The 23,703-nt window shown below is 71.5% G+C and carries 27 protein-coding genes, 2 tRNA genes and 1 other RNA gene; 15 read left to right on the top strand and 15 right to left on the bottom strand.

Features of this window, described 5'->3' with window-relative positions:
• Positions 1–14: 14 nt before the first annotated feature.
• A complete protein-coding gene (locus tag JT1_RS16765; protein ID WP_082807784.1) occupies positions 15–2,546 on the top strand; it encodes a penicillin-binding protein in 2,532 nt (843 codons plus the stop codon).
• On the opposite strand, the gene JT1_RS16760 is transcribed toward JT1_RS16765, so the two are convergent.
• A complete protein-coding gene (locus JT1_RS16760; protein WP_068329655.1) occupies positions 2,543–3,001 on the bottom strand; it encodes a GatB/YqeY domain-containing protein in 459 nt (152 codons plus the stop codon). The two genes, JT1_RS16765 and JT1_RS16760, sit on opposite strands and share 4 nt — an antisense overlap.
• A 57-nt stretch (positions 3,002–3,058) precedes the next feature.
• Here JT1_RS16760 and JT1_RS16755 point away from each other — a divergent pair, with 57 nt between their 5' ends.
• The 8 genes from JT1_RS16755 (at position 3,059) to JT1_RS16720 (ending at position 7,739) form a co-directional block, all read left to right on the top strand.
• Positions 3,059–4,000, top strand: coding sequence for a metallophosphoesterase (locus tag JT1_RS16755; protein WP_068329648.1), 942 nt, complete (start codon positions 3,059–3,061; stop codon positions 3,998–4,000).
• Positions 3,997–4,539, top strand: a complete 543-nt coding sequence (locus JT1_RS18505) for a hypothetical protein (RefSeq protein ID WP_169702086.1) — start codon at positions 3,997–3,999, stop codon at positions 4,537–4,539. The genes JT1_RS16755 and JT1_RS18505 overlap by 4 nt, the downstream gene beginning before the upstream one ends.
• A 72-nt stretch (positions 4,540–4,611) precedes the next feature.
• Positions 4,612–4,685, top strand: a tRNA-Pro gene (locus JT1_RS16745).
• Positions 4,686–4,801: 116 nt separating this feature from the next.
• Entirely contained in the window at positions 4,802–5,227 is a 426-nt protein-coding gene (locus JT1_RS16740; RefSeq protein ID WP_169702085.1) for a VOC family protein, read from the top strand.
• On the top strand, positions 5,224–5,859 hold the full coding sequence (locus JT1_RS16735) for a GntR family transcriptional regulator (RefSeq protein ID WP_068329638.1): 636 nt from the start codon (positions 5,224–5,226) through the stop codon (positions 5,857–5,859). Before JT1_RS16740 ends, JT1_RS16735 begins: the two co-directional genes overlap by 4 nt.
• 17 nt (positions 5,860–5,876) lie before the next feature.
• Positions 5,877–6,623, top strand: a complete 747-nt coding sequence (locus JT1_RS16730) for a YoaK family protein (RefSeq protein WP_068329630.1) — start codon at positions 5,877–5,879, stop codon at positions 6,621–6,623.
• A 13-nt stretch (positions 6,624–6,636) separates the two neighbouring features.
• Positions 6,637–7,002 carry a YchJ family protein gene (locus JT1_RS16725; RefSeq protein WP_068329628.1) on the top strand — a complete coding sequence of 122 codons (366 nt, stop codon included), beginning with the start codon at positions 6,637–6,639 and terminating at the stop codon, positions 7,000–7,002.
• Positions 6,999–7,739 carry an enoyl-CoA hydratase-related protein gene (locus JT1_RS16720; RefSeq protein ID WP_068329626.1) on the top strand — a complete coding sequence of 247 codons (741 nt, stop codon included), beginning with the start codon at positions 6,999–7,001 and terminating at the stop codon, positions 7,737–7,739. The genes JT1_RS16725 and JT1_RS16720 overlap by 4 nt, the downstream gene beginning before the upstream one ends.
• Before the next feature lie 39 nt (positions 7,740–7,778).
• Here JT1_RS16720 and JT1_RS16715 read toward each other — a convergent pair whose 3' ends face one another.
• The 11 genes from JT1_RS16715 to JT1_RS16665 all read right to left on the bottom strand — a co-directional run bounded on the left by JT1_RS16715 (position 7,779) and on the right by JT1_RS16665 (position 17,789).
• Entirely contained in the window at positions 7,779–9,002 is a 1,224-nt protein-coding gene (locus tag JT1_RS16715; protein WP_068329623.1) for a pyrophosphate--fructose-6-phosphate 1-phosphotransferase, read from the bottom strand.
• The gene (locus JT1_RS16710) at positions 8,999–9,928 is read right to left on the bottom strand and encodes a LytR C-terminal domain-containing protein (RefSeq protein WP_068329620.1); all 930 of its coding nucleotides are present in this window, start codon (positions 9,926–9,928) and stop codon (positions 8,999–9,001) included. Before JT1_RS16710 ends, JT1_RS16715 begins: the two co-directional genes overlap by 4 nt.
• Positions 9,929–10,085: 157 nt before the next feature.
• On the bottom strand, positions 10,086–11,162 hold the full coding sequence (locus JT1_RS16705; RefSeq protein ID WP_082807782.1) for an aspartate-semialdehyde dehydrogenase: 1,077 nt from the start codon (positions 11,160–11,162) through the stop codon (positions 10,086–10,088).
• Positions 11,159–12,430, bottom strand: a complete 1,272-nt coding sequence (locus tag JT1_RS16700) for an aspartate kinase (protein ID WP_068329613.1) — start codon at positions 12,428–12,430, stop codon at positions 11,159–11,161. The genes JT1_RS16705 and JT1_RS16700 overlap by 4 nt, the downstream gene beginning before the upstream one ends.
• A gap of 159 nt (positions 12,431–12,589) precedes the next feature.
• On the bottom strand, positions 12,590–13,144 hold the full coding sequence (locus JT1_RS16695) for a DUF5063 domain-containing protein (protein WP_068329610.1): 555 nt from the start codon (positions 13,142–13,144) through the stop codon (positions 12,590–12,592).
• The gene (gene recR, locus JT1_RS16690) at positions 13,137–13,736 is read right to left on the bottom strand and encodes a recombination mediator RecR (RefSeq protein WP_068329608.1); all 600 of its coding nucleotides are present in this window, start codon (positions 13,734–13,736) and stop codon (positions 13,137–13,139) included. Before recR ends, JT1_RS16695 begins: the two co-directional genes overlap by 8 nt.
• A gap of 70 nt (positions 13,737–13,806) precedes the next feature.
• Positions 13,807–15,882 (bottom strand): DNA polymerase III subunit gamma and tau, encoded by a 2,076-nt coding sequence (locus JT1_RS16685; protein ID WP_068329606.1) that lies wholly within the window; start codon positions 15,880–15,882, stop codon positions 13,807–13,809.
• 69 nt (positions 15,883–15,951) lie between these two features.
• Entirely contained in the window at positions 15,952–16,521 is a 570-nt protein-coding gene (locus JT1_RS16680; protein WP_068329602.1) for an NADPH-dependent FMN reductase, read from the bottom strand.
• Between the two features lie 70 nt (positions 16,522–16,591).
• Entirely contained in the window at positions 16,592–17,383 is a 792-nt protein-coding gene (locus tag JT1_RS16675) for a hypothetical protein (RefSeq protein ID WP_068329598.1), read from the bottom strand.
• A 131-nt stretch (positions 17,384–17,514) separates the two neighbouring features.
• An RNA gene (ffs, locus tag JT1_RS16670) (signal recognition particle sRNA small type) lies at positions 17,515–17,611 on the bottom strand.
• A 90-nt stretch (positions 17,612–17,701) separates the two neighbouring features.
• Positions 17,702–17,789, bottom strand: a tRNA-Ser gene (locus JT1_RS16665).
• An 84-nt stretch (positions 17,790–17,873) separates the two neighbouring features.
• On the opposite strand from JT1_RS16665, the gene JT1_RS16660 reads away from it, so the two are divergent.
• Together JT1_RS16660 and JT1_RS16655 are read left to right on the top strand one after the other, a co-directional pair.
• A complete protein-coding gene (locus tag JT1_RS16660; protein WP_068329597.1) occupies positions 17,874–18,332 on the top strand; it encodes a DUF3817 domain-containing protein in 459 nt (152 codons plus the stop codon).
• A gap of 3 nt (positions 18,333–18,335) precedes the next feature.
• Positions 18,336–19,259, top strand: a complete 924-nt coding sequence (locus JT1_RS16655; protein ID WP_068329595.1) for an AEC family transporter — start codon at positions 18,336–18,338, stop codon at positions 19,257–19,259.
• Between the two features lie 12 nt (positions 19,260–19,271).
• Here JT1_RS16655 and JT1_RS16650 read toward each other — a convergent pair whose 3' ends face one another.
• Entirely contained in the window at positions 19,272–20,831 is a 1,560-nt protein-coding gene (locus JT1_RS16650) for a helicase HerA-like domain-containing protein (protein WP_068329593.1), read from the bottom strand.
• 51 nt (positions 20,832–20,882) lie between these two features.
• Between JT1_RS16650 and JT1_RS16645 the strand changes: the two genes are divergently transcribed.
• Both JT1_RS16645 and JT1_RS16640 read left to right on the top strand, forming a co-directional pair.
• On the top strand, positions 20,883–21,182 hold the full coding sequence (locus JT1_RS16645; protein WP_068329592.1) for a type II toxin-antitoxin system VapB family antitoxin: 300 nt from the start codon (positions 20,883–20,885) through the stop codon (positions 21,180–21,182).
• A gap of 27 nt (positions 21,183–21,209) precedes the next feature.
• Complete coding sequence (locus JT1_RS16640) at positions 21,210–21,686, top strand: LytR C-terminal domain-containing protein (protein ID WP_169702084.1); 477 nt, start codon at positions 21,210–21,212, stop codon at positions 21,684–21,686.
• Positions 21,687–21,689: 3 nt separating this feature from the next.
• Here JT1_RS16640 and JT1_RS16635 read toward each other — a convergent pair whose 3' ends face one another.
• Positions 21,690–22,034 carry a hypothetical protein gene (locus tag JT1_RS16635; protein ID WP_068329587.1) on the bottom strand — a complete coding sequence of 115 codons (345 nt, stop codon included), beginning with the start codon at positions 22,032–22,034 and terminating at the stop codon, positions 21,690–21,692.
• A gap of 99 nt (positions 22,035–22,133) precedes the next feature.
• Here JT1_RS16635 and JT1_RS19030 point away from each other — a divergent pair, with 99 nt between their 5' ends.
• Both JT1_RS19030 and JT1_RS19025 read left to right on the top strand, forming a co-directional pair.
• The gene (locus JT1_RS19030; RefSeq protein WP_255218354.1) at positions 22,134–22,697 is read left to right on the top strand and encodes a dienelactone hydrolase family protein; all 564 of its coding nucleotides are present in this window, start codon (positions 22,134–22,136) and stop codon (positions 22,695–22,697) included.
• The gene (locus JT1_RS19025) at positions 22,595–22,879 is read left to right on the top strand and encodes a dienelactone hydrolase family protein (RefSeq protein WP_255218355.1); all 285 of its coding nucleotides are present in this window, start codon (positions 22,595–22,597) and stop codon (positions 22,877–22,879) included. Before JT1_RS19030 ends, JT1_RS19025 begins: the two co-directional genes overlap by 103 nt.
• A gap of 13 nt (positions 22,880–22,892) precedes the next feature.
• Here JT1_RS19025 and JT1_RS16625 read toward each other — a convergent pair.
• Positions 22,893–23,703: ABC transporter permease (locus JT1_RS16625; RefSeq protein ID WP_169702083.1), on the bottom strand; the 811-nt coding region annotated here is incomplete at its 5' end.

The following is a 23,703-nucleotide window of genomic DNA, read 5'->3' as shown; positions in this document are numbered from 1 at the left end:
TTACCCTGTGCCGCATGTCTGACTCAGGGATGCCGCACCTCTTCCGCCTGCTCGGCGCCTTCCTGGCCGTGGCGGTGGGTCTCGGCCTCGTCGGTGCGGGCATCGTCATCCCGATCGCCGGGGCGACCGGCGGCGCGGCCAAGTCCACGGCCACCGCCTTCAACGAGCTCGATGACGAGTTCACGGCCAGCGCTTTGTCGCAGCAGTCGAAGATCTACTCGGCCGACGACAAGCTGCTCGCCACCCCCTACGCCGACAACCGCGTCGTCGTCCCGCTGAGCAAGATCTCGCCGACGATGCGCAAGGCGCAGATCGCCATCGAGGACAGCCGCTTCTACGAGCACGGCGGCATCGACGTGCGCGGCACGACCCGTGCGCTCGTGTCCAACGCCTCGGACGGCGAGACCCAGGGTGGTTCCTCGATCACCCAGCAGTACGTGAAACTCATGCTCGTCGAGAAGGCCCGCGCCGAGGGCGACGAGGCCGGCGTCACGGCGGCGACGGAGCAGACCTACAGCCGCAAGCTGCAGGAGCTCAAGTACGCGCTCAACGTCGAGAAGACTCACACCAAGGACCAGATCCTCGCCGGCTACCTCAACCTGGCCCTCTACGGCGACCAGGCCTACGGGGTCGAGGCGGCGGCGCAGCACTTCTTCAGCAAGCCCGCCAAGGACCTCGGCCTCGCCGAGTCGGCGACCCTGGCCGGCGTGGTCCAGTCCCCGAGCCGCCTCAACATGCGCACCAACCCCGACGAGGTCCAGGAGCGCCGTGACCTCGTCATCACCCGGATGCAGCAGCTCGGCATGGTGACCCCGGCCCAGGCGGACGCGGCCAAGGCCAAGGACGTCGAGGACATGCTGAAGATCAAGAAGAACGAGGGCGGCACCTGCTCCAAGGCCGCCGACCCGTACTTCTGCAACTACGTCATCCAGTACCTGCGCACGATGCCCGAGCTCGGGCCCGACCCCGACGCACGCATGCTCGCCGTCAACACCGGCGGTCTGAAGATCAGGACCACGCTGCGTCGCGACTGGCAGAAGAAGCTCAAGGACGACCTCACCGAGCGCGTCCCCACCGGCACGGAGCGGTTCGGCGCGGCCGGCGCCCTCGTCGAGCCGGGCACCGGCAAGGTCCGGGCGATCGCCCAGACCTCGACGTACAAGATCGGCCTCAAGAAGGCCTCGACCCGCTACTCCGAGCAGGCGTGGAGCGTCCCGGCCCAGTACGGCGGCACCAACGGCTTCGCCATCGGCTCCACGGCCAAGATGTACGCCCTCGTCGCCGCGCTCGAGAAGGGCAAGCCGCTCAAGTCGACCGTCAACGCTCCCCCGGCCGGCGTGAAGAACCCGCACGAATTCTCCCCGGGCGACTTCCAGAAGGGCTGCACGACCAACGACCCGACGTGGGCCGTGTCGAACGACTACCAGATCGGCGGCAGGATGACCCTCGCCGAGATGACCAAGAAGTCGATCAACACCGCCTTCGCGCAGCTCGCCTCCGATGTCGGCTCGTGCAACATCCCCAAGGTCATGTCGAAGATGGGCCTGGTGGACGGCTACGGCCTCCCCTACGGCCTGACCTACGCGGGCGGCAAGAAGGTCAAGGGCGACTACGCCATCTCCAACCTCGTCCTCGGCTCGGACTCGACCTCCCCCCTCCAGCTCGCGTCCAGCTACGCCACCCTGGCGGCGGACGGCAAGTACTGCCCGCCCAACCCGATCGAGTCGATCACGACGGCGACCGGCAAGAAGCTGAAGATCACCCCCCGCCCGTGCAAGCAGGTCCTCGACAAGGACGTCGCCAGGGGCGTGACCCAGCTGCTCCTCGGACCCCTCGAAGCCGGCGGCACCGCCGCGGGCCTCGACCTCGCCAACGGGCGCCAGGCCGCGGGCAAGACCGGCACGACGGACAACCACAAGCAGTCCTGGTTCGCCGGGTACACCCCGCAGCTGTCCACCGCGATCTGGGTCGGCTCCCCGATCCGCGAGTACGACATGGACGGCATCACCCTCGGCGGCCGGTACTACGACCAGGTCTTCGGCGGCACGATCGCGGCGCCGATCTGGCAGGAGATCATGAACGAGGCCTCGGAGGGGATGGCGAAGAAGCGCTTCGCCAAGCCGAGCAAGAAGGTCGTCAACGGCGACCTGCGCACCATTCCCGACGTCACCGGCCAGGGGCCGACCCAGGCCCGGGCCGCCCTGGAGAAGGCCGGCTTCAAGGTCAAGGAGGGCGGCCAGGTCAACAGCAGCGTCCAGGCCGGCGCCATCGCTTACACGCAGCCGAGCGGCAAGGCACTCAAGGGTGCGACCCTGACGATGTACATCTCCAACGGCATCCCGCCCTACACCCCGCCGCCGCCGCCGAGCACGACGTTCACACCGCCGCCGCCGGTCACGACGACCCAGCAGCCGGCCCCCACGACGACGCAGAGGCCGAGCACGACCTCGACACCGGCGCCGACCACGACCTCTGCCCCCACGACGACGTCCAAGCCCAGGCCGACGAAGCCCAAGAAGACCGCCAAGCCGTCGGGCGGCAACTAGCCGGCCAGGCGCGCCTTGACCTTGGCCGCGATGGCGCCACCGTCGGCGCGACCGGCAGCCTCGGCCTGGGCCACCCCCATGACCTGGCCCATCTGCGCCATCGAGGTCGCGCCGACCTGCGCGATGGCGCGGTCGACGATGGCGGTGAGCTCGTCGTCACCGAGCTGCTCGGGCAGGTACTCCGCGAGGACGGCGAGCTCGGCCTCCTCGCGCTCGGCTAGCTCGGGGCGACCGGCGTCACGGAAGGCGGTGGCCGACTCCTTGCGCTTCTTGGCCTCCTTGGCGACGACCTTGAGCGTCTCCGCGTCGGTGAGCTGCTTGGCCTCGGTGCCGGAAACCTCTTCGTTGCTGATGCCGGTGAGCACCATGCGCAGCGTGGCGACCCGGACCTGCTCACGGGCGCGCATCGCCGTGTGGAGGTCGTGCTGGAGGGTGTCCTTGAGAGTGTCGGTCATGACCCGATTGTCGCAGTGTCGGCACGCGGCGTCCGCCGACTTTGCCAAGATGGGGCGGTGACCTCCTCCCCCTTCGTCCGGTCCGTGGCCGGGATCGCCGCCACCGGAGCCGCCGTCCTGGCCTGGGGGACGCTCGTCGAGCCGCGGCTCTTCGCCTTGCGCCGTTACACGCTGCCGGTGCTGCGCGCCGGCTCGCTGCCCGTGCGGGTCCTGCAGCTCAGTGACATCCACATGGTCCCCGGTCAGCGCGCCAAGGCCGAGTGGATCCGATCGCTCGCCGCGCTCGAGCCGGACCTCGTCGTCAACACGGGCGACAACCTCAGTCACCTCGAGGCCGTCCCCGCCGCGCTCGCCGCGATGGGGCCGCTGCTCGAGCGCCCGGGGGTCTTCGTCATGGGCTCCAACGACTACCACGCGCCGGTCCTGAAGAACCCGGCCCGCTACCTCACCACGAACCACGCCGAGATCGTCGGCCGCAGGATCGCGCTGCCGACCGACGAGCTGCGCTCCGGCATGACCGAGCGCGGGTGGGTCGACCTCGACAACGCGCGCACGAGCATCACCGTCGGTGCCGATCGCCTGGACCTCGTGGGCGTCGACGACCCGCACATCCATCGGGACGACTACGCCGCGGTGAGCGCGCCCGCCGACCCGACCGCGACGACCACGATCGGCGTCACGCACGCGCCGTACCGGCGCGTCCTCGACGCGATGACGGGCGACGGCGCGCGGCTCGTCATCGCCGGCCACACCCACGGCGGCCAGCTGTGCGTACCGGGGTACGGCGCGCTCGTCACCAACTGCGACCTCGACCGACGTCGGGCGAAGGGGGTCTCGCGCTGGTGGCCGGGTGCCGGTCGCGCGGGCAGCGGGCCGGACGACGCGGCGTGGTTGCACGTGTCCGCGGGCCTCGGGGCGTCGCGCTTCGCGCCTGTACGCTTCGCCTGCCGACCAGAGGCCACGCTCATGACCCTCGTCCCGGAAGGACTCGATCGATGAACGCACGCGAGGTGACCGTCCTGGCGGTCGCGGCGGTCTTCGCCTGCGGGTCCTCCGCCTGGGCCCTCGCCGGGGCCGCGCCCGTCGCGGACCTGCCCCCGGCACCCAACCTGTCGACGAGCCAGCCCTCCACCTCGTCGAGCTCGTCCACGAGGACGAGGAAGAGCTCGACGACGTCGACATCGACGTCTTCCTCCGCGAGCACCGTGGAGACGACGGCCCCGGAGCCGACCACCACCCAGGCGCCCGAGCCCGAGCCGACGACGACCAGCGAGTGGACCCCGCCGCCGACCGACACCTGGACGCCGCCGCCCACCGAGACGTGGACCCCGCCGCCGACGCCGGAGTACACGCCTCCGTACACGCCCCCCGCGACCGAGTCGACGACGACCGTCCCGGGCCCGGACCCCACCGGCACCGGGACGGGCGAGACGACCGAACCGACCGAGCCGACCGGGCCGAGCGAGACCGGCCTGACCGACACGGTGACGGAGCGGCTCGCGCCCACCGCCCCGGGTCCGCGGCGGACCGGGCGCTGACCCCGATTGTGGCTCGGGCCGGGGACTGGGTTATCCTTCCTTGTCGCCGCCTCGAGCAGGTGGTGCACGCTTCGGGGTGTGGCGCAGCTTGGTAGCGCGCTTCGTTCGGGACGAAGAGGCCGCAGGTTCAAATCCTGTCACCCCGACCCGCTGAACCGGCTCCGGTCCTCCAGGATCGGGGCCGGTTCTTTCGTGCCCGACCTTGGCGCCGGTTGTATACATTGGGTAGCGTTGTATACATCATCTGTACCGAGGAGGACCCGTGACCCACCGCCCCTGCTTCCACCTGGCCATCCCCGTCGACGACATCGCCGCAGCCCGTGCCTTCTACGGCGGCGTCCTCGGCCTCGAGGAGGGGCGCTCGGACACCCTGTGGGTCGACTGGAACTTCTACGGCCACCAGGTCGTGACGCACCAGACCGCGGACGGCTCGCCCGGGCCCGCCGGGCACAACCCCGTCGACGACCACCAGGTGCCGGTCCCGCACTTCGGCGCGGTCCTCTCGTACGACGACTTCCACGACCTCGCCGGCAAGATGCAGGCCGCGGGCGCCGAGTTCGTCATCGAGCCCTACCTGCGGTTCGAGGGCCAGGCAGGCGAGCAGTGGACGATGTTCTTCCTCGACCCGGCCGGCAACGCCATGGAGTTCAAGGCCTTTGCCGACGAGTCGATGATCTTCGCCAGGTGAGCACCGCGCCCTCGGCGACGACCAAGGCCGGACAGGTCCACGCCGCGCTGCGCGCCGCGATCCTCGACGGCTCCCTCGCCCCCGGCGAGGCGGTCGACGAGGCCGCGATGGCCACGGCCCACGGCGTCTCGCGCACCCCCGTGCGCGAGGCGCTGCGCGCCCTCACGAGCGAGGGGCTGCTCGTGCCCGGCGCCCGACGCCAGCTGCACGTCGTCGACGTCTCCGAGGACCACCGGCGCGAGGTCGCCTCCCTTCGCACCGCACTGGAAGGTGCCGCAGTGGAGGCGGCCTGCGAGCGCCGCACCGACGAGGACGTCGACCGGCTGCGGCTCCTCGTCGCCCGGCAGCGGCGGGAGGCGAAGGGGGGCGACGCAGCAGCCTTCCTCGGCAGCGACGAGGCCTTCCACCGCGCGCTGGCGCAGGTCGCGGGCATGCCCACTCTCCTGCAGCTGCTCGACCAGCTCGGCGCCTTCGTCCGGCTCGCCCGTCTCGGTGAGCCGACGCCGCAGCGGCACATGCTCGCGCTCGCCCGGGAGCACGACCAGCTCGTCGACCTCCTCGAGGCCCGCGACGCCGCGACCCTCAGGACGACGCTCACCCAGCACATCCGCTCCACGGCACCTCGTGCGTGAGGGATAACCTCCGTGCCATGGCGCGCCCCGGCTTCCTCACGCGCATCGCGGGCGCCGAGCGGACCCCGGAGCTCAACCACCAGCTGGCGACCCTCCTCGCCCTCGTCGCCGGCGTGCTCAACTCGGTCGGCTTCGTCGCCGTCGCCTTCTACACCTCGCACATGACGGGCGTGGGCGCGCAGGTCGCCGATCACCTCGTCCTCGGCGACTACTACCTCGTCGGCATCGGCCTGCTCTCGATCGCGAGCTTCGTCACCGGCGCGATGGCCTGCGCGGTGATCTTCAACTGGGGGCGCCGTCGTGGCCTGCGCAGCCGCTACGCCAACGTCCTGCTCGTCGAGGGGACGCTGATGCTCGTCTTCGGCCTGCTCGCGGAGGAGCTGACGGTGTCCTGGCGCGAGCTCGTCTTCGTCCCGGTCCTGTGCTTCACGATGGGCCTGCAGAACGCGATCATCACGAAGATCTCCGGCGCCCAGATCCGCACGACGCACATCACGGGCATGGTGACCGACATCGGCATCGAGCTGGGCAAGCTCAGCTACCGCAGCCGACGCACCGACCTGGAGCCTGTGCAGGGTGACTGGCCCAAGCTGCGGATGCTCGGCTCGCTCGTCCTGCTCTTCGTCCTCGGCGGCGTCATCGGCGCAGGAGGCTACCTCAGCCTCGGCTTCGCGGTCCTCGTACCGTGCGCCCTCGCCCTCGTCGCCGTCTCCGTCCGCCCGCTGGCCGCCGACCTGGCCGAGCGTCGGTCCGAGCAGGCCTGACTACCCTGCTGCCATGAGCACCGACCTCTGCCCCTGTGGCTCCGGAGCCGACCTCGCGGCATGCTGCGGCCCGCTCCTGGCGAGCGAGCGCCAGGCGAGCACGGCCGAGGAGCTGATGCGCAGCCGCTACACAGCCCACGTCTACGGCAACGCCGAGCACCTGTGGCGCACCTGGGACGGCCGGACCCGACCGGCCCAGGTCCACCTGGACGACACCCGCTGGCTCGGGCTCGAGGTGCGGGAGGTCGTCGACGGGGGACCCGACGACCCGACCGGCGTCGTCGACTTCGTCGCCAGGCACGCGGACGGCGAGCTGGCCGAGCGCAGCGAGTTCACCCGACGCGGCGGGCGTTGGTTCTACACGAAGGGAAAACCATGACCGAGGTCCGCTACGAGGTCGCCGACCACATCGCGACCATCACCCTCGACGCCCCGGACCGGCGCAACGCGCTGTCCGTGGAGATGTCGCGCCAGCTCGTGGACGCCGCGCGCACGGCCGAGGCCGATGCAGCGGTGGGCGCCGTCGTCGTGACGGGTGGGGGCCACTTCTGCGCCGGTGCGGTCCGTGACGTCCTCGCCGGCGTCGGTGCCGACCCGGTCGAGGACGAGGCCTACCGCGGCCTGGAGACGGTCTACTCCGCCTTCACCACGATCGGCTCGATCGAGCTGCCGACGATCGCCGCCGTGCGCGGGGCCGCCGTAGGGGCTGGCCTCAACCTCGCCCTGGCGACCGACCTGCGCGTCGTCTCGCGCACGGCCCGCCTGCTGCCCGGCTTCGCCCAGATCGGGATCCACCCCGGCGGCGGGCACCTGTCGCTGCTCGCCCGGGTCGGCGGGCGGGAGAGCGCCGCGGGGATGGGGCTCTTCGGCGAGGAGGTCAGCGGCGAGGACGCCGTCCGCCTCGGCATGGCGTGGTCCGCGCACGAGGACGAGGACGTCGAGCAGGCCGCCCGGGACGTGGCCGCCCGCGTGGCCGCGGACCCCGAGCTGGCCCGTCGGCTCGTGCGCAGCTTCCGCCGCGAGACCGCACCCGCCACCTTGCCCTGGGACGTCGCCGTCGAGGTCGAGCGCTCGCCCCAGATGTGGTCGCTGCGGCGCAAGCACGGGTCGAGGTAGTACGGGTCGAAGGGCCAGCGACCGGATAGCCGGTCGCGATTACCTCGAATCGCTCCGGTTGTGGGGGTGCTGACCGATGTCGGAGAGGAGGTCGGCGAACCAGTCGACGCCCGGGTCGAAGGCCCCGCCGCCGGCGATCCGGTCGAACTCGACGACGCGCAGCTCGTCGCCACGCTCCTCGTCCTGCCCGACGACGCCCGAGCGGCCGTCGAGGGCCGCGGTGACGGCCAGCTCGGTGCAGCGCCGGATGAGCTCGAGGTCCTCCTGGTTGGGAGCGGCCGCGCGCGCGAAGTAGCCGGACTTCCACACCTTCGCCTTCTCGGCGCCGAGCGCCTCGGCGAAGGTCGAGGCGAGGTACTCACCCGGGTTGACCAGGTCGAGCTGCACGTGACCGAAGGGGTCACGGGGCACCTCGTGGCCGGAGGCCTCCATCGAGGCGACGACGTCCGCGACACCCGCCCCCTCGGCGACGAAGAGGTTGACGCACCCGATCTCGTCCATGACCGCCCGAAGGCGCCGGCCCTCACCCGCGAGGTCGAGGGGCAGCTCCGGCACGTACACGCCGTGGACGTCCCAGCGTCGCGGGTCGTTGCCGATGCCGGGGACGAAGCGCCGCGTGGCCAGGTCTGCGCGGTAGCGCCGTGCGGTCTCCGCGGTGAGCCACCCGCTGTGCCGGCCCATGACCTCGTGGACGACGAGCATCCGGGGGTTGGAGGAGTGCTCACCGATGATGTTGCGGGCGAAGAGCGCACCCTGCTCGGCCGCCGTCCAGGCGCCGAGGCTCTGCAGGATCGGGACGATGTCGTTGTCGATGGTCTTCGGCAGGCCGACGACGCGCATCGCGTGGCCCTCCGCCGCCAGGTGGGCGGCCAGGTCCGCGGCCGTCGTGTTGGTGTCGTCGCCGCCGATCGTGTGGAGCACGTCGACGCCGTCGGCGGCCAGCTGTGCCGCAGCGGTGCGAAGGGGGTCCTCCCCCGCCCGCACGAGGCCGCGTCGCTCGCAGTCGGCCGCGTTGGTCAGCTTGACCCGCGAGTTGCCGAGCGGGGAGCCACCGAAGTCGTGGAGGCGGGAGGCCTGGGAGCGCACCTCGTCGGTGACCTCGACGCTGCGGCCGGTGAGCAGCCCGGCGTACCCGTCGAGGTAGCCGACGATCCGCACCTCGGGAGCGACCTGCGTGTAGCGCTCGATGAGCCCGCCGACCGCCGAGGAGAGACAGGGCGCGATGCCCCCGGCCGTGAGGAGGCCCACCGTGCGGACGGTCACGAGCCCTCGGGCACGCAGGGCTTCTGGATCGTCTCGGCCGGACGCACGTACGGCTTGACCTGCGGCACCCGGGACTCGGGCTTGAGCCGCTCGAACTTGTTGCCGAGCACGAGGTCGACCTTGCGGCTCGTCCGGTCGTCCTTCTGCAGCTGGGCTCCCTCGATCTGCTGCGCGAGCCGCTTGGCCGAGCGCTGGCCCTCGGGCCCGAAGCGGATGATCGCGACCTCCTTCTCGAGGAAGCTCATCTGCGGGTCGTTGCCCGTGGCCTTGATCTTGAACCCGCGGTCCCTGAGGTCATCGGCGACCTCCGAGGCCAGACCTTCCTTCCACGTCGTGTTGTAGACGTTGAGGGTGATCTCCGAGGGGGCGGGCAGCGGCGGCTCGGGCTCCTTGACCAGCTTGTCGTAGCCGTAGCCGAGGACCAGCTGCACGCTGTCGCCGGGCCGGGCGTCGTTCCAGATCTTCGCGCCGGGGATCTGCTTCTGCAGCAGCAGCGCGTTGTCGCGCCCCTCCTCGCCGTAGTAGATCGTCGCCGAACCCTTGACGTAGACCGAGCTGTCGGCGTTGCCGACGGAGGCGACGTCGAAGTCGCGCAGCGTCAGCTCGCGGGCGACCTCGCTGCCGAGGCCGTTGGTGTCGTTGCTGTTGAGCAGCTGGATCTCGAAGGAGTCGCGCTCAGGGGCGGGCTCGCTGATGGGCTCGCAGACCGTCGCCTCGGTGCCGATGAGACCGGTGCCGTAGGCCGTGGCCACCGTCGCGGTGCCGAGCATCAGACCGGGCAGGGTGACGAAGAGCAGGAGCCGGCGCCGACGCTGCCGGCGGTAGTGCTCCGCGGCCGAGCCGTCGAGCTCGTCGAAGCCCACGACGCGATACGAGGCGCGCTCCTCGTCAGGCTGCAGATCCACGTCGCCCTCCTGGTCCCTCATGCGGTGTCCGTCCCCACGGTCGAGTATAGGTGGTCACATCATTCACAGTGACCACACCAGTCACACAAGCCCCACATCTCGATCGTGCTCCGAACGAGACCTGTGCGTGCCGCTCCCCATGGTCGACGACTCGGGTGTCGGAAGGGTTGCCTCCCGGTCACCGTCGGGACTCGGCACCGACCATCTCGGCCACGGCGAGCATCGCGCTCGCCCCGCGGCGCGTGGTGTCGGAGCTGACGAACATGTCGACGTGGTGCCCGGCCCCCTTGGGCTGGCGGATGCGGCCGACGAACCGCGGGTCGATGCCCACGCTGTCGACCGGGGTCGGGACCTCGCCGTCCTGCTCGTCGAGGTGGACGAGCGAGGGGGCGGCGACGCAGGCTTGGCGCACCTTGTCGATCGCGACGGGGCGGGCACAGCGGGCGTGCAGCGCCATCGAGTGCGCGAGCACGACGGGAACCTGCACGAGCGTGGCGACGACGGGCACCTGCGGACCCAGGCGCAGGATCTTGCGCACCTCGTCGGCGACCGCCAGCTCGGCGGTGGTGTATCCCCCTTCGTCGGGCTGCCCGACCCACGGGATGACGTTGAGCGCCAACGGGGCCGGGAAGGGCGAGCCGATCGGCAGGTCCGAGACCGCGGCGCGGACGTCGCCGGGGTGCTGGCCGATCGAGGGCTCGGCAGCCACGGTGTGCAGCTCCTCGCGCAGGCGGGCGACGCCGCGGTCGGACTTGGAGACGGCCGCGATGAGGCCGGTGACGACGAGGTGCTGCAGCTCCCAGCCCTGGTGCAGGACATGGGCGGCGTCGATGAGCCCCCAGGTCACCGGGCCGGGCAGCGCGACGATCCCCTTGGGGCGGTCGGCGACGAGGACGGAGTTGATGCCGGGGACGACGAGGGGCACGTCGGGGTCAAGACGGTGCGCGGCACTGGCGTCGACGACGACGGCGCCCGCGGCGACCGCCCGTCGCGCCCACTCAGGGGTGATCTCGGGGGCGAGGTTGAACAGGGCGACGTCGACCCCCTCGAAGGAGTCCTCGCGCAGCGGCTCGATGACCTGCTCCCGGCCCCGGACGCTCAGGGTCCGGGTGGAGACGCCCGGGGCGAGCAGGTGGATCTCACCCCAGGCGTCATCCCGCAGGGCGAGCGCGGAGGCGATCGCCTCCGCGAAGCGTCCCGTCGCCCCCACCAGGGCCAACGTGGGCCGGGCGGAGGACGACGGGAAGGCGGTCACCGACCGGTGCCCCCGTAGACGACGGCCTCGCCCTCGGTGTCGAGGTCGAACGCGGTGTGCACGGCGCGCAGCGCCTCGTCGAGCTGGTCGATGCGGGTGACGACCGAGATGCGGATCTCGGAGGTCGAGATCATCTCGATGTTGATGCCGGCGCCGGCGAGCGCGCTGAAGAAGGTGGCGGAGACACCGGGGTTGGTCCGCATCCCGGCGCCGACGAGGGAGAGCTTGCCGATCTGGTCGTCGTACTGGATCGACGCGAACCCGACCTCGTCCTTGGTGCCCATGAGCGCCTCGACCGCACGCTGGCCGTCACTCATCGGGAGGGTGAAGGAGATGTCGGTGCGGCCGGTGTCGGCCTCGGACACGTTCTGCACGATCATGTCGATGTTGACCTGGGCCTTCGCGACGGTCGTGAAGATCTGCCCGGCGCGGCCGGGCTCGTCCGGCACGCCGACGACGGTGATCTTGGCCTCGCTGCGGTCGTGCGCGACACCCGCGATGATCGGTTCTTCCATGTCCTGGGTCCCTTCGGGATCGGCGGTCACCACCCACGTGCCCTCCTTCGAGGAGAAGGACGAACGCACGTGGATGGGCATGTTGAAGCGGCGCGCGTACTCGACGCACCGCAGGTGGAGGATCTTGGCGCCGCTGGCCGCCATCTCCAGCATCTCGTCGTGCGAGATGCTGTCGATCTTGCGCGCCGAGGGGACGACGCGCGGGTCGGCCGTGAAGATGCCGTCGACATCCGTGTAGATCTCGCACACGTCGGCCTCGAGGGCCGCCGCGAGCGCCACCGCCGTGGTGTCGGAGCCACCGCGCCCGAGCGTGGTGATCTCCTTGGTCCCCTGGCTGACGCCCTGGAACCCGGCGACGATGACGATGTGCCGGTCGCCGAGCGCGGAGGTGATCCGGCCGGGCGTCACGTCGATGATCTTCGCCTTGCCGTGGGCGGCGTCGGTGATGACGCCCGCCTGGCTGCCGGTGAAGGAACGCACGCTGTGCCCGAGGTCGGCGATGGCCATGGCGACCAGGGCCATGGACATGCGCTCACCTGCGGTGAGGAGCATGTCCATCTCGCGCGGTGGGGGCACGGGGCTGACCTGCTCGGCCAGGTCGAGCAGCTCATCGGTCGTGTCACCCATCGCGGAGACGACGACACAGACGTCGTTCCCCGCCTTCTTCGTCTCGACGATGCGGTGGGCCACGCGCTTGATGCTCTCGGCATCTGCGAGCGACGAACCGCCGTACTTCTGGACAACCAGGCTCAAGGGAGAACTCCGTGGAATCTCGCGGGTCCGGCCCGGGCACGGACCGGCACGACCTCTTGAGGATAACGACCGTCGGTCCCACGACCCATTCGCGTCCACCCTGCAGATGTCACGACCGCTATCCGTTGGGCGCGACGGCGATCGCCCGAGACGAGCCGCTCAGGAGTTCAGCGCGTCGAACTCGGCCTCGCCGACGACGTCGGCGTCGGCGTCGAGCCGCAGGTGGGCGAGCAGTGTCTGCAGGACGCGCACGGCCATCGCCGCCCGGTCGCCCCAGTCGGCGAGATAGCTGTACTGCCACCACCACAGGGCCTCCGTCGCCCGGCCCGCGTCGTGGTGGGCGAGCCCGTGCGCCAGAGCGGCGGCGATGATCGCGAGGTCGTTGCTCAGGGCACCCCCCGCGGTCTCCGGCGAGGTGACGGGGTCGACGAGGTCGACGTACTCGTCGACGCCGTCGAGCAGGTGGGCCAGTCCGGTGCGCAGCGGGTCGATCTCGGTGTCGGGACCGGGATCGTCCTCGAAGCGCTGCTCGAGCACGACGTCGGCGATGGCGCCCAGGCGTGCCCCCACGAGCTGGATCTGGCTCGTCGTGAGGAGCAGGAGCGGGATGGCGCTCTCGGGGGCGACGCCGGAGGCGATGTCGGCGACGGTCGTCAGCCAGGCCCGGGCCTCGGCCGCGCACTCGTCCGCGAGCAGCGTGGTCTCGTCAGGCATTGAGCAGCTTCCTTCCCTCGAAGGCCCGGCCGAGGGTCACCTCGTCGGCGTACTCCAGGTCACCGCCGACGGGCAGGCCCGAAGCCAGTCGGGTCACAGTGATGTCGAAGGGGATGAGCAGCCGGGCCGTGTAGGAGGCCGTGGCCTCGCCCTCGAGGTTGGGGTCGGTCGCGATGATGACCTCGGTGACGGTGCCGTCGGACAGGCGCGACATGAGCTCGGTGAACCGCAGGTCGTCGGGGCCGATGCCGTCCATCGGGCTGATCGCGCCACCGAGCACGTGGTAGCGACCGCGGAACTCGCGGGTGCGCTCGATCGCGACGACGTCCTTGGGCTCCTCGACGAGACAGATCGCGGTGGCGTCGCGGCGCGGGTCGGCGCAGATGCGGCACTGGGGGCCCTCGGCGACGTTGCCGCAGGTCTCGCAGAAGGTCACCTTGTCCTTGACCTCGCTGAGGGTGTGGACGAGTCGTTGCACGTCCTGCGGGTCGGCCTGCAGGAGGTGGAAGGCGATGCGCTGGGCACTCTTGGGACCGACCCCGGGGAGTCGCCCGAGCTCGTCGATCAGGTCCTGGACCACGCCTTCGTACACCCTTGAACCCTACGCCCCGGCACCGTCGGCGCGGGACACCGGCGCGGGCTGTACGCCGCGAGGCCGTTCGTCACTCCTCGCGGATGACGGTGCCCCCGAGGATGCGCTCGATGACCGCCGGGCCGGCCGCGCCGGCGTCGACGATGTCCTCGTCGTCGTCGCTGACGGACGAGTCATCGGGCTCGGCCCGGGGCGTCGACTCCGGGACGAAGGGGGGCGCCCCGGCGCCCGACGCCGGCCCGCCCGTCGCGGACGGGGTGGCCGTGGGACCGTCCGCCCCGCCGGGGGCGGCGGTCGCCCAAGCCGGCGCCGAGGCCGCGCTCGAGGGCGCGCTCCCCCAGTCCGGGCCGGACGGACCGCCGGCAGGTGCCGGGACGCCGACGTCGGAGGGTGCCCCTCCTGAGGCTGCTCCACCCGAGGGGCCTGAGGGCGCGGGAGCACCGACGGGGTCACCGGCGGGTGCCGAACGAGTCGTCGTGGCCTGGGCGCCGCCGCCGGTCGGCATCGTCCCGGTGTCGTGGGGCACACCCTCGACCCGGGCGTCGACACCGAGCGAGTCGATGAGCGCCTGCCGCACGACCTCGGCATGCGAGCCGTTGCGGAAGGCGTTGGCCAGACCGACCGTCGCGATCCCGAGCACGAGCCGCTGCCCGTCGTAGCTGAGCACCTGCGCGTGCTCGGACAGGAAGGTCCAGGTCGCCCGGCGCATCTGGTAGATCCGTCCGAGGACGTCGGGCCAGCTACGACGCAGCGCCTCGACGTCGATGCCACCCGTCGACGGTACCGCTACCGCGGGCTCGGCGGTCGGTCCCGCCGTGGGCTCGGGCTCCGGGGCAGGGGCCGCCTCGCGCTCCGGCGCCGGCGGCGCCGGCGCAGCTTGAACGGGTGTCGGCTGCACGAGCGCCGGCGGCTGCACAGGTGGCTGCTGCACGGGTGCCGCCACCTGGGGGGCGGGACGGGGATCCCCTTCGGCCGTGGGCACACCCCCGACCTCGAGACGACGCTCGATCCGGTCCAGGCGCGCGGCATAGCCGGACTCGCCCGCCGCGGCGGGCAGGAGGACGCGGGCAGCGATGATCTCGAGCTGGACGCGGGGCGAGGTCGCACCCGTCATCTCGGTCAGGCCGGCGTTGACGATGTCGGCGGCGCGGGACAGCGACGCGGGCCCGAAGACGCTGGCCTGCTGCAGCATCCGGTCGATCTGGTCCGCGGGCAGACCGCGCAGGATCGCGCCGGCCCCGTCGGGGGCCGCCGAGACGACGATGAGGTCACGGAAGCGCTCGAGGAGGTCCTCGACGAAGCGCCGCGGGTCCAGGCCGGTCTCGATGACCGAGTCGATGACCTTGAAGACGCCCGCGGCGTCACCGGCGCCGAAGGAGGTGACCGCGGAGTCGAGCAGCTCGGCGTCGGTGAACCCGAGGAGCGCGGCGGCGCGCTCGTAGGTCAGGCCCTGCTCGTCGCTGCCGGCCATGAGCTGGTCGAGCACGGACAGCGAGTCGCGGACCGAGCCGCCGCCCGCGCGCACGACGAAGGACAGCACCCCCGGCGCGACCTGGACACCCTCGGCATCGCACAGCTGCTGCAGGTAGTCCGTCAGGCGGGCCGGCGGGACGAGCCGGAAGGGGTAGTGGTGGGTGCGGGAGCGGATCGTGCCGATGACCTTCTCGGGCTCGGTCGTCGCGAAGACGAACTTCACGTGCTCCGGCGGTTCCTCGACGATCTTCAGCAGGGCGTTGAAGCCCTGCGGCGTCACCATGTGCGCCTCGTCGATGATGTAGATCTTGTAGCGGCTCTGGGCCGGGCCGAAGGACGCCCGCTCACGCAGGTCCCGGGCGTCGTCGACGCCTCCGTGGCTGGCGGCGTCGATCTCGATGACGTCGATCGTGCCGGCGCCCCCGCGGGCCAGCGCGGTGCACGAGTCGCACTCGCCGCACGGCGTGGGTGTCGGCCCCTGCTCGCAGTTGAGGCAGCGGGCCAGGATGCGTGCACTCGTCGTCTTGCCGCAGCCGCGTGGCCCCGAGAAGAGGTAGGCGTGGTTGACGCGCCCCGAGCGCAGAGCCTGCATGAGCGGCTCGGTCACGTGCTCCTGCCCGATGACGTCGGCGAAGGACTCGGGTCGGTAGCGGCGGTACAGCGCGGTGCTCACAGGCCCGACTCTACGTGCGGACGGCGACAGCGGCCTCCCCCGCCGGGAGGCCGCTGTGGACGCGCCTGGTCAGGAGCGGAGGGAGGCGGTCGCCTCGGTCAGCCGGGTCAGCTGCCGCAGGACGTTGCCGAGCTCCTTGGCGCGCCGCTCGGCCGGGGCGAAGACGACACCGTCGGCACCCTCGCTCACCTCGAGCATCGTCGAGAAGGAGACCTGGCCGCGCACGACGTGCATCTGCGGGTTGGCCAGGATCGTGCGCCAGTGCTCGACGGCCCGGACCCCGCCGTCGGCGCCGTAGGAGACGAGTGCAGCACCCTTGTGCAGCCATTCGGGGTAGAGGACGTCGAAGGCGTTCTTCAGCGCGGCGGGGACGCCGTGGTTGTACTCCGGCGTGACGAAGACGTAGCCGTCGAACTCGTCGATCCTGGCGCTCCAGCGCCGCGTCTTGGGGTTGTCGTACTGCCGCTTGGCGGCACCGGGGACGGTGGGCTCGTTGAGCAGGTCGAGGTCGTACTCGGCGAGGTCCACGAGCTCGTACTCGGCGTCGTCGCGATCGGCGACCTGCGTCATGACCCAGTCGGCGGCCTGCGCGCCGAGGCGGCCGGGGCGGGTGCTGCCGAGGATGATGGCGATCTTCACGTGACTCCTTGGGGTCGGGGCACGGGGAGGGCCCGCCACCCGGAGGTGACGGGCCCCACCGTCGGTCTGCTCAGCCGCGGGGACGGTCGTCGCCGCGGCCGCCGTCGACCTTACCGCGCAGCTTGTCCATGAAGCCCGGCCTGCCGTGCTCCGGGTGGGTCGAGCCGGCGGACGCCACCCCGGTGCCCGGCATGTCGACGTCACGGTCGCGCACGCCCTGCTCCTCGGTGTACCCCTGGTCCCGACGGTGGGCACCGCGCTCGTCGTAGGCGCGGGGCTGCTCGTCGTGGTCGCGGCGCTGCTCGTCGTAGGGGTCCTCGGACTCGATGACGCCGTCGCGGTAGCCGTCGCGGTCGGCGTCGACGTCGTGCTGCGGGTCCCGGCCGTGACGCGCCACGCCGTCGTCGACCCGGTCGCCGTCGCCGAGCCGGTCGCCGTCGTCCAGCCGGTTGCCGTGCTCGTCGGTCCGCACGTCAGGGTCCTTGAGGTCGGCCTGGCGACGGGCCTCGTCGTGGGCCTCGCGGTCCTGGTGCGCGACGTCCGCCTTGGCCTGCGCCTCCTGCTGCAGGCGCTCGGCCTCGACGCGGCGCTGCTCGGCCTCCGCGGCCTGCCGGTCGGCCTCTGCGGCCTGGCGCTGCGCGTCGGCCTCGGCCGCACGGGCGTCGGCGTCGGTGGCGGCCGCGGCCGCCTGGCTCTCGCGGGTGCGGCGCTCGCGCTCTGCTGCCTCGACCCTCAGCTGCTCGGCCTCCGCGCGTTCGCGCTCGAGGCGCTTGGCCTTCGAGCCGCGCGACAACGCCACGACCAGCCCGATGATGATGAGCAGGACGATGATGCCGATGATGATCCAGATCCAGGTGTCCATGGTCCGCCTCCTAGGGGTGGGGCACGCGGCCGCGGGACACGACCGCTCTCGGGTCCAACCTAGGCGTATTTCCCCTCCACGCCACCCGGGGGAGGCCGCTGATCCCGGCGACCGCTCGCATCGCGGGGACAGACGAGGACACCCCGCGTACCTGGAAGAGCTCGCCTACCCTTGCTGCATTCCTGCCCTGGGGGAGTTCGGTGAGGTACCACCACGCGGGGTGCCGATCGCCGAGTCTACGTGGCCTCGCAGCCAGGGGCCAAAGCGGGGCCCGAGGGGAGCAGAGAAGCCCCGGTCGTGACGACCGGGGCCTCGCTCTGGCGGAGGATAGGGGATTCGAACCCCTGAGAGCTTTCACTCAACGCGCTTTCCAAGCGCGCGCACTAGGCCACTATGCGAATCCTCCGCGGGAGAGATTACCCGAGCACCTCGCTACCTCGAAATCGGGCGGATTTCACCCCTTCGTCACCCGTCGGCGACCATGGGGCCCATGCCCTTCCCCTCCCCTCGCCGCCTCTTCATGACCGTCGCGACCGCGGAGGCGGTGACGTGGTCCCTGCTGCTCGTCGGGATGTTCCTCAAGTACGTCACCGAGACCACCGAGCTCGGGGTGCGGATCGGCGGGATGCTGCACGGCGTCGTCTTCATCGCCTACGTGCTCGTGACGATCCTCGTGTGGGTGGACCAGCGGTGGCCCGCCCGACAGGGGCTCCTCGCGCTGGCCTCCGCGGTGCCGCCGCTCCTGACGCTGTGGGCCGAGCGCCGGCTCGACCGGGCCGGCCTCCTCGCCGGCACGTGGCAGCTGCGGACGAAGGGGGTCGCCCGCACCCCGGTCGAGCAGGCCGTGTCCGGCGCGCTGCGCCGCCCGGCGCTCTTCGCGCTCGGGCTCGTCGTGGCCGTCGCCGTGCTCACCACGGTCGCCCTGGCCGTCGGTCCGCCGGTCGGCTGACGCATGGGCGGGGTGCTGCTCGGCTTCTCCACGATCGCGGCCGTCATCGGCCTCGGGGCCCTGCTCGCGCACCGCGGCGTCGTCGACGTCTCCGCGCAGGTCCTGCTCTCCCGGCTGGCGTTCTTCGTCGCCACGCCCGCCCTCATGGTCACGACGATCGGTGAGGCGCACGTCGTCGACGCGTTCTCCGGCAACCTCGTCGCGACCGCGGCGGCGGTCGTCGTCACCGCGGGTCTCTACCTCGCCGGGGCGAGGTGGGTCTGGCACCACCGGGCACCCGAGGCCGTCATCGGTGCCCTGAGCTCGGCGTACGTCAACGCCGGCAACCTCGGCATCCCGATCGCCGCGTACGTCCTCGGCGACGCGGCACTCGTCGCCCCCACGCTCCTGCTGCAGCTCCTCGTCCTGCAGCCGATCGCGCTGAGCATCCTCGACCGCCACACCAGGGACTCACCTGCGGGCCTGCTGAGCACGGTGCGCGGGATCATCTCCAACCCGCTGACCGTGGGTGCCCTCATCGGCCTCGTGCTCTCCCTCGGCGGCTGGACGCTGCCGCCCTTCGTCGCCGACCCGCTGGGTCTCGTCGGTGACATGGCGGTGCCCGCGATGCTCATCGCGTACGGCATCGCGCTGCGCCTCGGGCCGGGCTTCGGCGACGGTGGGACCGGCAGCGAGGTCTTCGTCGCCAGCGCGCTCAAGCTGCTCGTGCAGCCGTTCGTCGCGTGGGTCGTCGCGCACTGGGTGCTCGGGCTCGACGGCACGGCGCTCTTCGCGGTCGTCGTCACCTCGGCGCTGCCGACCGCGCAGAACATCTTCGTCCACGCCACCCGCTACGGCCGCGGTCAGGTGATGGCGCGCGACACGATCCTGTCGACGACCATGGGATCGGTCCCGGTGATCCTCGTCATCGCCCTGCTGCTGGGGTGAGTCGGGCGAGCGTCAGCGCCGTCGACGACGCGAGGTGCCGAAGAGCGAGCGGGTGATCTCGCGGCCGATCACGGTGCCGGCCGAGCGCAGCGCGGACCGGAAGGCCGAGCTGGCGACCACCTGCTCCACCATGCCGGGCTCGTCCTCGTCGGCCTTCGGTGGGGACGAAGGGCGCTCCGCTCCCCCCTTCGTCCCGACCGGCGCCTCCTCGCGGGTCGGCGCGGCCTCGAGCCGGGCCGAGAGCTGCTCGTAGGCGGACTCGCGGTCGAGCGCCTCGGAGTACCTGGGCGCGAGCGGCGAGGCGGCGACGATCTGCTCGAGGAGCTCCTGGGTCGAGGGGGACATGAGCGACTGCGGCGCCCTCATCATCGTGTGCGCGACGGGCGTCGGGGTGCCCTTCTCGGAGAGCACGGTGACGACCGCCTCGCCGGTGCCGAGCTGGGTGAGCAGCTCCTCCAGGTCGTACTCCGTGTGCGGGTAGGTCGAGACCGCCGCCCGGATCGCCTTGGAGTCCTCGGGGGTGAAGGCGCGCAGCTGGTGCTGCACGCGGTTGCCGAGCTGCGCGAGGACATCCCTCGGCACGTCCTTCGGGCTCTGGGTCACGAAGAAGACCCCGACACCCTTGGACCGGATGAGCCGCACGGTCTGCTCGATCGCGTCATGGAAGTCCTTGCTCGCCTCGTCGAAGAGCAGGTGCGCCTCGTCGAAGAAGAAGACGAGCTTCGGCACCTCGACGTCGCCGACCTCGGGAAGGTCGTGGAAGAGGTCCGCGAGCAGCCACATGAGGAAGGTCGAGAAGAGCTCGGGCCGCCCCTGCACGGCCGGCAGCTCGAGGCAGCTGACGATCCCCCGCCCGTCGTCGGTGACGCGCAGCAGGTCGGCGGTGTCGAACTCCGGCTCCCCGAAGAAGACGTCGGCGCCCTGGTCCTCGAAGGCGATGAGCTCGCGCAGGATGACACCGGCGGTCGCGCTCGAGAGGCCACCGAGCGCCCTGAGCTCGGCCTTGCCGTCGTCGGAGACGAGGTGCTGGATGACGGCGCGCAGGTCCTTGAGGTCCAGCAGCGCCAACCCCCGCTTGTCGGCGTAGTGGAAGACCAGGCCCAGGCTCGACTCCTGCGTGGCGTTGAGCCCCAGGACCTTGCTCAGCAGCGTCGGGCCGAAGCTGGTCATCGTCGTGCGGATCGGCACCCCGATGCCCTGGCCGCCGAGCGAGAGGAACTCGGTCGGGAAACCGGTGGCCTGCCAGTCCTGGCCGATGGAGGCCGTGCGCGAGGTGAGCTTCTCACCCCCTTCGCCGGGGGTCGCGATGCCCGAGAGGCCACCCTTGATGTCCGCGAGGAACACGGGCACACCCGCGGCGGAGAGCTGCTCGGCCATGAGCTGCAGGCTCTTGGTCTTGCCCGTGCCGGTCGCTCCCGCGACGAGACCGTGCTTGGTCAGGCTCGCGAGCGGGACGCGCACCGGGGTGTCGGCGTGCGGTCGGCCGTCGACGACCGCTGCACCGAGGTCGATCGCCGGCGCCGCGAACGTGTAGCCGGCGCGGATGGAGTCCAGGTGTGAAGAGTCGGTCACGACCCCGACACTAGTGCGGTCCGCGCAGAGCCCCCCTCTTATCGTGTCGGGGTGATCTTCCAGTCCGTGGGCGACTCCCGCCCCTACCCCGACCACGGGCTCCGCAGCCCCCGCGACTGGGCCGACGTCCCTCCACGGGCCCTGCGTCTCGAGCAGCTGACGACGACCAAGAGCTCGCTCAACCTGCATGACCTGCTGGCGGACGACTCGACCTTCTACGGTGACCTCTTCCCCCACGTCGTGCTCTGGCGCGGACGGCACTACCTCGAGGACGGGCTCCACCGCGCCCTGCGCGCGGCGCTGCAGCAGCGCTCGACCCTGCACGCCCGCGTGCTCGAGCTGGCCGACTGAGGCGTCATGGCACCGGAGGACTACGGCATGAGCAACGAGGCGCGTGGCCGTCGCCGACGTGCCGTCGTGACGATCCTGCTCGTGCTGCTCCTGATCTTCTACGCCGCCTGGTACGCGCTGTCCTACATCCGCGCCGACACCGTGAGCAGGCAGCAGGCAGCGCCGGTCACGCGGTCGGTCACGTGCACCACCTCGCCCAAGCAGGTCGAGGTCAACGTCTACAACGCGACCAACCGCGACGGCCTCGCCGCCCGCGTCGCGTCGGACCTCAAGGCCCGCGGCTTCACCGTCAAGACCGTCGCCAACGACCCGAAGAAGCGCAAGGTCACCGGCCGGGGCCAGCTGCGCTACGGCTCCGCCGGGGCGAAGGGCGCCAAGCTCGTCGCCCTGCACGTCGGCCACTTCGAGAAGCTCGCGGACAGCCGGGCGCGCACGACCGTCGACGTCGTCCTCGGGCCGGACTTCACGCGGCTCGCGAGCGAGTCGCGGATCGAGACCTGCTGAGGGTCACCGTCGGACCGAGCTCAGCTCGACCTTGCGGTCGCCGACGACGTCGCACGTGATCGTCGTGTCGGCGACGACGAAGCTGGCACCCTGCGTGCAGCGGTTCTCGACGCCGTTGGTCTCGATGACCGCCTCGCCACCCGGGGCCGCCGAGACGAGGGTGATCGTCGTCTTGTCCCGGCTCGTGCCGTCCTTGCTGTAGGGCAGCGGGAAGTCGTTCCACGCGTCCCCCTCGATCGCGACGCTGCACTCCTGCCCCGAGCAGGACGAGCTGAAGCTGTTGCTCTCGCAGGCCGCCAGGGTGGTCACGAACGAGGCGGCGACGAGGGCGCGGGTGGGGCGACGCATGGGTCCAGACAACCAGACGCCCGCAGGACCTGCAGCGGCTCCCGGGCACCCGGCGGCGCGGGTCCGGTGCGTGACGCCGTCCGACTCCATACTGCTGTGATGGCCGCTTCGCAGGCAGAGGTGCGCATCTCGACGGGGCGAGGAGAGATGCCGGCCTACTGCGCCGTGCCGACGACACCGCCCCCGTGGCCGGGTGTGGTGGTGATCCATGACATCACCGGGATGAGTCATGACCTCCGCGCCCAGGCGGACTGGCTGGCCGGACAAGGGTTCCTGGCGGTGGCGCCGGACCTGTACTACTGGAGCAGTCGACTGGGCTGTCTCCGCACGATCATGCGCGACCTCGGCAAGCGGGCGGGACGCAGCTTCGATGACATCGAGGCCGCCCGGACCTGGCTCGGTGAGCACGCCGGCTGCAGTGGACGGATCGGGGTGATCGGCTTCTGCATGGGTGGCGGGTACGCGCTGGCACTGGCCCCCGACAGCGGGTACTCGGCCGCCAGCGTGAACTACGGCGGATGCCCCTCCGACGCCGAGGACTGGCTTGCGCGGCGTGCCCCATCGTCGGCAGCTTCGGCGGTGCCGACGGCTCGCCCCTGGGCAGGGAGGCCGGCAAGCGCCTGGACCGGCTGCTCGATCAACACCAGGTGCCTCACGACGTGAAGATCTACCCGGGCGTCGGGCACGGCTTCATGAACGACCACGACCCGGCCGACGCCACCCTGGTGCTGCGGTTCCTGGCCCGCATCTCGGGCACGAAGTACGACCAGGCCGCCACCGAGGACGCCCGACGCAGGATCATCGGGTTCTTCGACACCCACCTGCGCGGTGGGGTCACCGACTGACCTGCTCCCGGCCTCAGCTGCGGGCGCTCCAGCGGAAGAGCCGCGCCCCGAGCAGCCCGCCGCCCGTCAGCCACGCGGCCATCACCGCGATCCCCACCCAGCTGATCGCCGGGCCCGCGGGGTCGAGGGCACCTGACATCGAGTTGGCCAGGTGCTTGAGCGGGAAGAACGCCCCCACGGTGCTCATCCACTCGGGCACCGCCCCGATGACGAACACGTCGGAGAAGAACGCCAGCGGGATCGTCAGAGCGAGCCCGACGGCCGTGACCGCCTTGCCGCTCGACAGCACGGAGACCAGCAGCACACCGCACGCGGCCAGCGCCGCGGTACCCAGGACCAGGAGGGCGGCGGCCAGCGGCACCCCACGCCAGGCGACCTCCAGGTCGAACAACAGCGTCCCGGCCAGGAGGATCAGGCCCGCGGTGGCGAGCACCAGCAGGAACGCGGAGGCGAACCGACCCACGAAGTAGATCCCGAGCTCCAGCGGGGTCCCTCGCAAGCGCTTGAGGATCCCCTCGTCGCGAGCCCGGACGATGGCGTCGGGCACCATCACGGTCGCGGTCACGATCGCCCCCCAGGCGATCATCCCGGTGGCGGACTGCAGCCCGTACGGCGGCGAGGACTGGGTACCCGTCGTCGCGTCGCCCAGGATCGCGGCGGTGAACAGGTACTGCGCGAGTGGGAAGGCGATGGCGAAGAACACCCACGAGGTGTCGTGCAGCGCCGACTGGGTGGCCCACCGCGCCTGGTCGCCCAGCAGCGCGAGACGGCTGGGCCGTCCCACCGCGAGCGCCTCCAGCGCGGGTCCGGCGCCGGGCCCGGCG

It is taken from the genome of Janibacter terrae NBRC 107853, from assembly GCF_001591405.1.
In the GTDB taxonomy this organism is placed as follows: domain Bacteria; phylum Actinomycetota; class Actinomycetes; order Actinomycetales; family Dermatophilaceae; genus Janibacter; species Janibacter terrae.
The sequence above is the reverse complement of the archived record's forward strand: the minus strand, read 5'-3'. Positions and strand labels throughout refer to the sequence as shown.